Below are 9,939 nucleotides of genomic sequence, written 5' to 3'. Positions count from 1 at the left end.
TTAAAGGACACGCCGAACATCAAAGATCAAGGAGTGTCAACTTTACAAACGTTCATAATTGGCCATGTTGTCAGGTATGCGAATCCGCAGCAGTATCTGACGTGCGATCGTGCTTGCTGGTGATTTATCTGCCACGCGTGGAACCTTAAACATGCGGTCCCTACTTTCTTGTTTCGGCAAGCCGCAGGAAAACTTTAGAAATACTTTGAAAGTATCTTTTGGCCATACGTGACTTGCTCAGGCAGGAACACTGCGCAGCAACGCTATTCAGCAGGTAAGACCTGTCACGAGTTATGCACTCCGGGCATCCTCAAATACTTTCTGAACTTGCACGCAATACGAACTCATCACTTGCAAATATGCATTTCGAATAAAGAAGTATCTGGGGCACAGGGATTTTCCAACTGCCAATCCTCCCGACCGACGCAATTCCAGAAAATCTCAGTCACATATTCCTGTATTGAGCACAGCCAGTAGCGCTGGATGTTTTCGGTAGTTGCCCCGCAGCGTTATCTCATCGGAGAATGGATTCCGCGAGTTGTACAGGGCGAGCACGTTGAGGAAGTCAAAACATGTCGCTCTACAAACGGAGTAGAAGTCCAAACTGGTATTACCGGCTTTCCCCGCTGGATGGCGGTCCAGTGATACAAGGCAGCACTGGCACCAGCAACAGGGAGCAGGCTCAGGAGTTCTACGACCGCCTGAAGGTGGATCCGTGGAATCAGGCCAGGCTCGGTCACAAGCCGCGCTATACCTGGAATGATGCAGTGGTCCGCTACGTCAGCGAACGCGAGGGCATCGCGAGTCTCGAAACCAGCAAGACACACCTCCGGTGGCTCGATCAGCACCTGTCGGGCGTGCAGTTGGCCGATATCGACCGCAACCGGATTGATGCCATTGCGCACGCGAAGCGGATGGAGCCGCGGGTCGTGCAGACGCGCAAAGGGCCTAAGAAACTCGGGCGCAACGTCAGTGCGTGAACGGTGAATCGGGTTGTCGGCGTGCTCAAGACCGTGCTGAACGCCGCGGCTGAATGGGAGTGGATCGACCGGGTGCCCAGGACGAAAAAGACGAAAGTTGTCTCCCGCCGGATACGTTGGTTGACGTTAGCGGAAGCTGGGCGCCTGCTGGCGGAGCTGCCTGTGCACCTGGCCGACATGGCGCAGTTCAGCCTCGAAACCGGACTGCGCCGCTCCAACGTGACCGGGCTGCAATGGTCACAGGTCGATCTGGTGCGAAAGGTCGCCTGGATTCATCCGGACCAGGCGAAAGCCCGCAAGGCGATCACGGTGCCGCTGTCGGACACGGCTGTTGCGGTGCTGCGGCGGCAGGTGGCGAAGAAAAAGCGGCCGGAATACCTAGAGAGCGTGTTCGTGTATCACGGCAGGCCGGTCTAGCAGACGGTGAACACGGTGTGGAGGGAAGCATGCAAACGCGCCGGCATCCGCGATTTTCGCTGGCACGATCTGCGCCACACGTGGGCAAGCTGGCATGTGCAGCGCGGCACGCCGTTACAGGTCTTGAAGGAGCTGGGAGGATGGGAAACGCTGGAGATGGTGCAACGCTACGCGCACCTGTCGGCCGATCATCTGGCGCGCTGGGTTCAGCCGCACACCCAGGTCGTCGATCTGCAGACGGCCGCCGGCTGACTGTACCAACTGTATTTTCACTGTACTGGGAGGAAACGACGAAGCAGAGAAATCGCTGAAAGCCTTATCGCTATTGGTGCGCCCGGCTGGGATCGAACCAGCAACCCCTGCCTTCGGAGGGCAGTACTCTATCCATTGAGCTACGGGCGCTTCACCACGAGAGCGGCACTGGGGAAGTGGCGCTAAAGCGAGACCGAGAGGATACCCGGTTTCCGTCGACCCGTCCACCGACCGCCCTGGAGAGGCCCCGCCAGCGCCCGCACCCGGCCTGGGGGCGCCAGCCCCAATTCGGGTAAACGCCCGCTGAAGACCCCCAGCCGCCGCTCGCCGCCGCCGAAACTCTGCGTCTATAATCGTCCGTGGCTAAATAAAGAATAAGGTCGTTGCCGTCACGCTGTACCGCTCACAATACCCACGGGAGACGAGACAAGCATGAGCGAAGCACCAAATAATCACGAAGCCCCGATCAAAACTCCTGGACAGCTCATTGCGGCGATCATCGCCAGTTTTGCTATCCCGGTTGTAGTCATCATCCTGCTCGCGGTCTACGCGAACAACTGGACCCGCACGGGCGCCGGTACCGACAGCCTCTCCGACGCCGAGGTCAGCGCGCGCATCGCGCCGCTCGCCCAGGTCGACATTCGCGACGCCAACGCGCCGCGCGTCTACAAGACCGGTGAGGAAGTCTACAAGGCGGTCTGCTCGGCCTGTCACGCCACCGGGGCGGCAGGCGCACCGAAATTCACCAACTCCGCCGACTGGGCGCCGCGCATCGCGCAGGGCTTCGACACGCTCTGGCACACCGCCTTGACCGGCAAGGGCGCCATGCCCGCACGCGGCGGCACCAGCCCGGACGACTATAGCGACTACGAAATCGCCCGCGCCGTCGTCTATATGGCGAACAACTCGGGTGGCAACCTTGCCGAACCGCCGGTGCCGACCGCGGCGCAAGCCGCTTCAGGCGCAGCAGCGGCAGCTCCCGCGTCCGGCGCCACGGCGGATGCAGGCGCGGCGGCGTCCCAGGCGGCGGCCGCGCTCGCCGCCATTGCCAGCGCACCGGCGGCCGCGCCCGCGGGCGCCACGCAGAGTGCCGACAACGCGCAGGCCGGCAAGGCGCTCTACGAGCAGGTTTGCCAGGCGTGCCACGCCGCCGGCGTCCTCAATGCGCCGAAGTTCGGTGACAAGACCGCCTGGGCGCCGCGCCTCAAGGATCCGATGGACACGGTCTACAACTACGCCCTGCACGGCAAGGGTGCGATGCCGCCCAAGGGCGGATCGAACGCGTCGGATGCGGACGTGAAGGCCGCCGTCGATTACATGGTCAGCGCGGCCAAATAAGCGGCGCGCGAGTTTCGCGCGTCGTCGCAGCAGGAAAGCAAAAATCCCTGCCCCGTAGCAATACGGGCAGGGATTTTTTACATGCTGACATCGGGCGACGGACTAGTAGCCGGCGCAGCAAACGCATGAATGAACGCCAGGGCAGGCGTCGACCGTGCCAGCGTCTCGAAGCGCTCGCGCAGTGCGGCGGGCGTCAGCCACGGATAGCTCAAGCCGTCCTGCAACGCCGCGAGCAAGGCGCCATCCGGATCGGGCACCACGTCCATCCGTGCAATGTGGATATGGAAGTGCGTCACGCGCCATTCATCTGTCGCTGCGTCGAAACCAAACGTCCATCGGTACACGCCGTGCCCGACGCGCAGCGCGTCCGCGGCCGGCTCGCGCATCAGCACGAGCCACGGCAACGCTTCGATCTCGTGGCCGCTCACCGTCAGCGCATCGCACACGTAGTAGGTCCGGCACTGCACGTACTGCGCGCCGAAATCGCTGACCAGCGTCCTGGCGATCGCCGCCGTCCCGACCGTGCGGGCCGGGAACGCAATATTCGAGGTGGCGAGGGAAAAGGTGAGTACCGCATCGGGCGCGAAGACTTCGGCGATGCGCTCGGCACGCGTGTTGTCCTTTGCGTCGAGATAGGTTTCGAGCGCGCTACGGCAGCGCGCGAGCGGCGGGGTGGTCATGCGGGCGGGTCTCCGTTGAGCAGGCCGCGCCACTGTAGCGCGACACCGCCCGCAAAGCGCCGATGCACCTGCCGCGCCCGGGGTCTTGCCAACAAGACCCACCGCGGCCCCCGAATCAAGGCTTCTGCAACAGCGCCTTCAAACTCGCGAGCCGGTCCTTCGGCGACATCGGCGCCTCATCCGCTGTCGGCGGCGGCGCTTCGTCGAGGCCCATTTCGGGAATGAAACGCGACGGCTCGCACACCACCGTCTCCCGCGCGCGCTTTCTCTTCTTGCACCAGTTCAGATGCAGACTGCGCTGCGCACGCGTAATCGCCACGTACATCAGCCGGCGTTCTTCTTCAATGCGTCCTTCGTCGATCGGCGCGTCGTCCGAGCCGCCGCGGTGCGGCATGATGCCTTCCTCGACGCCCACCAGAAACACGTGCGGATACTCGAGCCCCTTCGACGCATGCACCGTCGAAAGCCGCACCGCGTCCGGATCTTCCTCTTTACCTTCGAGCATCGACATCAGCGCGACCGTCTGGATCAGGCCGAGCAGGTTCTTGCCGGTATCCGCGAGACCGTCGGCGTTGTCGTAGCCGGTGGCCTCGGACCCCGCCGCAGGCTCCGGCTTGGTGCCCTTGCGCTTCAACCACTCGATAAACTCCAGCACGTTCTGCCATTTCGACTGCGCCTGGCGCTCGTCGAATGCGTCGTACAGGTACGCCTCGTAGTGGATCGCGTCCATCAGGTCGTTGAGCACCTCGGAGGCCGGATCCTTGTCCGCGCGGTCGGTCAGGCGCTGCATGAAATCGCAGAAGGTGCGCAGCGGTTCCACCTGGCGCACCGACAGCCGCGCCTCGATGCCGCCCATATACACCGCCTCGAACAGCGACACCTTCGCCTGGCCCGCGAACGACCCAAGCGCTTCGAGCGTCGTGTTGCCCACGCCACGCCGCGGTGTGGTGATCGCGCGGATGAACGCGGGATCGTCGTCGGCGTTGGCGATCAGGCGCAGATACGCGCAGATATCCTTGATCTCGGCCTTGTCGAAAAACGACTGCCCGCCCGACAGCACGTACGGAATCCGCTCGCGCCGCAGCACCTGTTCGAAGATGCGCGCCTGAAAATTGCCGCGGTAGAGGATGGCGTAATCGCGGAACTGCGCGCGCCGCTCGAACTTGTGCGCGGACAGACGGAACACCACGGATTCGGCTTCGTGCTCTTCGTCGTTGCAGCCGGTCACGGTGATGGTGTCGCCCATGCCGTGTTCGGACCACAGCTTCTTTTCGAACAGCTTCGGGTTATTCGCGATCACGTTGTTCGCGGCGGTCAGGATGCGCACCGTCGAACGGTAGTTCTGCTCGAGCTTGATCAGATGCAGCTTCGGGAAATCCTTGCTGAGCTGCCCCAGGTTCTCGAGCGTCGCGCCGCGCCAGCCGTAGATGGCCTGATCGTCGTCGCCCACCGCCGTGAAGGCCGCGCGCGGCCCGGCCAGCAGCTTCACGAGTTCGTACTGGCAGGCATTCGTGTCCTGGTACTCATCGATCAGCAGATAGCGCAGCTTGTTCTGCCAGCGCTCGCGCACCTGCTCGTTCTTCGCAAAGAGCTCGGCGGGCACGCGGATAAGATCGTCGAAATCCACGGCCTGGTACGCGTGCAGCGTCGCCACGTAATTGCGGTAGACGATCGCGGCCTGATGTTCGTCCTCGTTCGCGGCAATCGCCATCGCCTCGTCGGGCATGATCATGCCGTTTTTCCACAGCGAGATGATCGACTGGATCTTGCGGATGAACCCCTTGTCCGTCGAGCCGACCTGTTCCTGGATCATGCCGAAGCAGTCGTCCGAATCCATGATCGAGAACTGCGGCTTCAGCCCGACGTGTTCCGCCTCCTGACGCAGGATCTGCACGCCAAGCGAGTGGAAGGTACACACCGTCAACTGATTGACGGGCACCTTGCGACCTTCCTTGCCGGGCGTCGTCAGCGTCTTGCCCTCGAGCAGCTTGCCGACGCGCTCGCGCATTTCCGCCGCCGCCTTGTTCGTGAAGGTCACGGCGGCGATGTGGCGCGGCTCGAAGCCTTTGACTTCGATCAGGTGCGCAATCTTCTGCGTGATCACGCGCGTCTTGCCACTGCCTGCGCCGGCAAGCACGAGACAGGGACCGTCGAGATAGCGCACCGCTTCGTTTTGGGCGGGATTCAGGCCTGCGGACATCGTGTGTGGATGGGGTCTTACGGTTGAGGGGGGAACTGCGGCGGCAGGTCGGCTGAGCCGATTCGCGCGAGAGGAGCGATGTTAACACGAAGCCCGCACGCACTCCGCGAGCCGCGCCCCGCGTGCCGTCCGCTCAGTTGCCGACTTGGTTGCCAACCCGGTTGCCGGCGAAATAGCCAACCCAGTTGCCAACCAGGTTGCCAACTGAGCCGCCGAAACAGGCCGCACGCGGGACATGCCACAATTACAGGCCGCGCGCCGCCGCCGCGGTGGCAAAGCGGCGCGCTTTTTTTGCAGGAAACTCACATGTCTGCACCGCTGAAAACAGGATTGATGGGTTACGGTTTTGCTGGCGCAACCTTCCACGCGCCGGTGATCGAGCACTGCGGCCGGGCCACCGTCGCGGCGATCGCCACCAGCAAGCCCGAGCCGGCCCGCGCCGACTATCCGCGCGCCACCGTCGTGCCCGATCTCGACGCACTGCTCGCGCTCGACGACCTCCAGTGCATCGTGATCGCAACGCCGAACGATACCCACTTCGACCTCGCCAAACGCACGCTCGAAGCCGGCAAAAACGTGGTGGTCGACAAGCCGGTCACGCTGACGGCCACGGAGGCCATGACGCTCGCCAATCTGGCGCTGGCGCGCGGCCTCACCTTCGCGCCGTTTCACAATCGCCGCTGGGACGGCGATTTCCTCACCGTTCGCGATCTGCTCGCGAGCGGCGAGTTGGGCCGCGTCACGCACTACGAATCGCACTTCGACCGCTTTCGTCCGGATGTGCGGCCGCGCTGGCGCGAAGAGGCGTCGCGCGGCGGCGGTCTGCTGTTCGATCTCGGGCCGCATCTGATCGACCAGGCGCTTGCGCTGTTCGGCGCGCCGGCGACCGTGTCGGCCACCGTCAAGACGTATCGTGACGGCGGCGGCGCGCCCGACTACGTGCATCTGCAACTCGGTTACCCCGGCCTCGAAGTCGTGCTGCACGCGAGCGCCCTCAACGCTCTCGCGCCGCCGCGTTTCGCCATCGACGGCACGCGCGGCAGCTACGTCAAACGCGAACTCGACACTCAGGAAGATCAGTTGAAAGCGGGGCTGCGGCCTGGCGACGCCGGTTTCGGCGGCGGCAATGCGGCGGGGTTGCTGCGCGTGCTGGACGCGAACAATCAGGAAGTGGAGCGTACTTTGCCCACCCGTGATGGCGACTACGTCGGTTTTTATCAGGCGCTGGCCGCCACGATCCTCGACGGCGAACGCTTCCCGGTCAGGCCGCAAGACGCCGTCGACGTCATGACGATCATCGAACTGGCCGCGCGTAGCGAAGAGGAAGGCCAGCGCCTGCCATTCGAGCGGATTCGCTGAGAACGCGGCGCAGGTCGTGGCAAGTCATCGCAAGTTGCGGCTTACATGACGGTAACCGCTGCCAACAGTTCCGAAAGGAACGCTCCGTTACAATATATTGCTGAGTTCAGGTCAGCGTGTAGCAGCGGCTAGCCGTTGCTACACGATATCGATCTGAGCATCGATCACGAAAAGACGACGACTTAGGAGAGTAGGTATGCAACGTTTCATCCGTGCGCTGGCAGGTGTGGCGCTGGTTTCTTCGCTGGCCGCCTGCGTGGTCGCGCCGCCGCCCCCGGCACCGCACCCCGACCAGCATGAAATCGCCATTCAACGCCTGAATCAGGTTTACGGTCGTGCCGACAACCTGAGCCACCGCATCGACAATCATGTCAATCAAGGCTACTACCCGCCCCCGCAAGGCGGCGCATTGCATCACCGCCTCGACGTGATCCGTCAGGAAGCGCATGACATGGCGGCGCAGCATGGCGGCGGCCTGTCCGGCGACGAACAGCGCGTGCTGAACCAGGAACTCGACGGCGCAGCGCACGCAATCGGCGAGTAAGCCTCTCGGCAATCTGCTGTGAAAGCACAGGCGCGGGGATCATTCCCCGCGCTTTTTTTTGGCGTGCGCCGTGTGCATCGCACCACCGCGCCGTCCTCTCAAGCCTCCATTTGACAAGCCTCCGGGCCTCGCGTACATTCGCCGCACGCGTCGGGAGAGCGCGCTGGCCGCATTGTTTTTCGCAGGCCGCGCCGCCGAAGGGGCACACCCGCAAACTCTCAGGCAAAAGGACCGACCGCGTCGAAGAACCCGTCTGATACCGGCATCGTCCGGGCTTCCATCAGGCACCGGTTTTTCGCACTCTGGAGAGCGGCAGTAGCCAGCGGCATAGGACATCGTCGATGCCAGGCAGGCTGCCCACCGAAGGGGCGCGCGTTTCGCCGTCACGGCTTGCAAAGGCTTGCAAACCCGCACGGCAGCGCAATCTCTCAGGTATCGAGGACAGAGGGGTCATGCATGGCATCGCTCGCAGGCATTTTGGCCGCGAGGGATCAAGCCGCATGGCCTTTTTGTATCCGTCGAGATTGCCTGAGGCCCTGATGACCGAACTCAAACACACCCCGCTTAACGCCACCCATCGCGCGCTGAATGCCCGCATGGTCGATTTCGGCGGCTGGGACATGCCCGTCAACTACGGCTCGCAGATCGACGAACACCGCGCCGTGCGCACCGACGCCGGCATGTTCGACGTGTCGCACATGTGCGTCGTCGATTTCCAGGGCGAGCGCGTGCGCACCTTCTTCGAACACGCCCTTGCCAACAACGTCGGCAAGCTGCAAACCCCGGGCCGCGCACTCTACTCCTGCCTGCTGAACCCGAATGGCGGCGTGATCGACGACCTGATCGTCTATTTCTTCAGCGAAGATCACTTCCGCCTGGTCGTCAACGCCGGCACGGCCGAGAAGGACGTCGCCTGGTTCGGCAAGCTGAACGCCGATGGCCACTACGGCCTCACCATCACGCCGCGCCGCGATCTGGCGATCGTCGCCGTGCAGGGACCGAACGCCCGCGAAAGAGTCTGGCAAGTCGCACCGTCCAGCCGCACCTCCACTGAACTGCTCAAGCCCTTCAACGCGGCCATTGTCGACAACACGCCGTTCGGCGAGTTGATGATTGCCCGCACCGGCTACACCGGCGAAGACGGTTTCGAAATCGTGCTGCCGGCCGCCTCCGTCTGCGAGTTCTGGGACGCGCTGCAACGCCAGGGCGTGCGCCCGGCCGGTCTCGGCGCGCGCGACACACTGCGTCTCGAAGCCGGCATGAACCTCTACGGCCAGGACATGGACGACAACGTCTCGCCGCTGGACGCCGGTCTCGCCTGGACAGTGGACCTGACCTCGCCGCGCGACTTCGTCGGCAAGTCGAAGCTCGAAGCCGACGGTTCGCAAGCCGCTTTCGTCGGCCTGATCCTGCAGAAGGAAAACGGCAAGGCGGGCGGCGTGCTGCGCGCCCATCAGAAGGTCGTCACGCCGCACGGCGACGGTGAAATCACCAGCGGCACGTTCTCGCCGACCATGCAGGAATCCATCGCCTTCGCCCGCGTGCCGAAGGACGTGAAACCCGGCGATATCGTCCACGTGCAAATCCGTGACAAAGCCCTTCCCGCAAGCGTGGTAAAACTGCCGTTCGTGCGCAACGGCAAGGTGCTTGCGGTTTAAGCGGCTCCGTCGCGTACGCCCCCTCTTTTAAGCTATTCCCGAACACACCGCATAGGAGCATCCGATGAGCATCCCGGCCGATCTGAAATACACCGAATCGCACGAATGGGTCCGCACCGAAGCAGACGGCACGCTGACGGTCGGCATCACCGACCACGCGCAAGAAGCGCTCGGCGACATCGTCTTCTTCGAAGTCCAGGAACTGGGCAAGACCGTGACCGCCGGCGACACCGTCGCGGTCATCGAATCCGTGAAAGCCGCTTCCGATATCTACGCGCCGGTCTCGGGCGAAATCATCGAAGCCAACACGGCCGTGGCCGACACGCCGGACTCCGTCAACAGCGCGCCGTATGAAAGCTGGCTGTTCAAGATCAAGCCGGCCGCCGACGCCACGCATGACCGCCTGATCGACGCCGCCGCTTATACGAAGTCCATCGGCGCCTAAGAGGCATTCAACACTCGTATCAACCGTCAGGTGCGGCGTCCGACGAACGCGGACGGCCGCACCGCC

At 63.4% G+C, this 9,939-nt stretch carries 7 protein-coding genes, 1 tRNA gene, 1 pseudogene and 2 riboswitches; of the genes and pseudogenes, 6 read left to right on the top strand and 3 right to left on the bottom strand.

Annotated features, from left to right (window positions below; translation table 11 throughout):
- The first annotated feature begins 572 nt into the window (after positions 1–572).
- Positions 573–1,649, top strand: a pseudogene (locus BUS12_RS31680) (tyrosine-type recombinase/integrase).
- A 74-nt stretch (positions 1,650–1,723) separates the two neighbouring features.
- Here the strand turns inward: BUS12_RS31680 and BUS12_RS31675 are convergent.
- A tRNA-Arg gene (locus tag BUS12_RS31675) sits at positions 1,724–1,799 on the bottom strand.
- A gap of 282 nt (positions 1,800–2,081) precedes the next feature.
- On the opposite strand from BUS12_RS31675, the gene BUS12_RS31670 reads away from it, so the two are divergent.
- Positions 2,082–2,987 (top strand): c-type cytochrome, encoded by a 906-nt coding sequence (locus tag BUS12_RS31670; RefSeq protein WP_074301259.1) that lies wholly within the window; start codon positions 2,082–2,084, stop codon positions 2,985–2,987.
- Positions 2,988–3,064: 77 nt separating this feature from the next.
- Here the strand turns inward: BUS12_RS31670 and BUS12_RS31665 are convergent, their stop codons facing one another.
- Positions 3,065–3,667, bottom strand: a complete 603-nt coding sequence (locus BUS12_RS31665; protein ID WP_074301258.1) for a nuclear transport factor 2 family protein — start codon at positions 3,665–3,667, stop codon at positions 3,065–3,067.
- 115 nt (positions 3,668–3,782) lie between these two features.
- Positions 3,783–5,867, bottom strand: coding sequence for a UvrD-helicase domain-containing protein (locus BUS12_RS31660; RefSeq protein WP_074301257.1), 2,085 nt, complete (start codon positions 5,865–5,867; stop codon positions 3,783–3,785).
- A gap of 306 nt (positions 5,868–6,173) precedes the next feature.
- Here BUS12_RS31660 and BUS12_RS31655 point away from each other — a divergent pair, with 306 nt between their 5' ends.
- The 4 genes from BUS12_RS31655 to gcvH all read left to right on the top strand — a co-directional run bounded on the left by BUS12_RS31655 (position 6,174) and on the right by gcvH (position 9,873).
- Positions 6,174–7,226: an oxidoreductase gene (locus BUS12_RS31655; RefSeq protein WP_074301256.1), complete on the top strand. Its 1,053-nt coding sequence runs from the start codon at positions 6,174–6,176 to the stop codon at positions 7,224–7,226.
- Positions 7,227–7,422: 196 nt separating this feature from the next.
- Complete coding sequence (locus BUS12_RS31650) at positions 7,423–7,770, top strand: hypothetical protein (RefSeq protein ID WP_074301255.1); 348 nt, start codon at positions 7,423–7,425, stop codon at positions 7,768–7,770.
- 141 nt (positions 7,771–7,911) lie between these two features.
- Positions 7,912–8,014: riboswitch (glycine riboswitch) on the top strand.
- Between the two features lie 48 nt (positions 8,015–8,062).
- Positions 8,063–8,225: riboswitch (glycine riboswitch) on the top strand.
- An 84-nt stretch (positions 8,226–8,309) separates the two neighbouring features.
- On the top strand, positions 8,310–9,428 hold the full coding sequence (gcvT, locus tag BUS12_RS31645; RefSeq protein ID WP_074301254.1) for a glycine cleavage system aminomethyltransferase GcvT: 1,119 nt from the start codon (positions 8,310–8,312) through the stop codon (positions 9,426–9,428).
- Between the two features lie 64 nt (positions 9,429–9,492).
- Positions 9,493–9,873: a glycine cleavage system protein GcvH gene (gene gcvH / locus BUS12_RS31640; RefSeq protein ID WP_074301253.1), complete on the top strand. Its 381-nt coding sequence runs from the start codon at positions 9,493–9,495 to the stop codon at positions 9,871–9,873.
- Positions 9,874–9,939: the final 66 nt, after the last annotated feature.

It is taken from the genome of Paraburkholderia phenazinium, assembly GCF_900142845.1.
Taxonomy (GTDB): domain Bacteria; phylum Pseudomonadota; class Gammaproteobacteria; order Burkholderiales; family Burkholderiaceae; genus Paraburkholderia; species Paraburkholderia phenazinium_A.
The sequence above is the reverse complement of the archived record's forward strand: the minus strand, read 5'-3'. Positions and strand labels throughout refer to the sequence as shown.

What these genes read in the sequence shown, in the direction of transcription:
- BUS12_RS31660 (WP_074301257.1), bottom strand. Translation starts at nt 5,867, where the DNA reads ATGTCCGCAGGCCTGAATCCCGCCCAAAACGAAGCGGTGCGCTATCTC.
- gcvT (WP_074301254.1), top strand. Translation starts at nt 8,310, where the DNA reads ATGACCGAACTCAAACACACCCCGCTTAACGCCACCCATCGCGCGCTG.
- gcvH (WP_074301253.1), top strand. Translation starts at nt 9,493, where the DNA reads ATGAGCATCCCGGCCGATCTGAAATACACCGAATCGCACGAATGGGTC.
- BUS12_RS31655 (WP_074301256.1), top strand. Translation starts at nt 6,174, where the DNA reads ATGTCTGCACCGCTGAAAACAGGATTGATGGGTTACGGTTTTGCTGGC.
- BUS12_RS31670 (WP_074301259.1), top strand. Translation starts at nt 2,082, where the DNA reads ATGAGCGAAGCACCAAATAATCACGAAGCCCCGATCAAAACTCCTGGA.
- BUS12_RS31650 (WP_074301255.1), top strand. Translation starts at nt 7,423, where the DNA reads ATGCAACGTTTCATCCGTGCGCTGGCAGGTGTGGCGCTGGTTTCTTCG.
- BUS12_RS31665 (WP_074301258.1), bottom strand. Translation starts at nt 3,667, where the DNA reads ATGACCACCCCGCCGCTCGCGCGCTGCCGTAGCGCGCTCGAAACCTAT.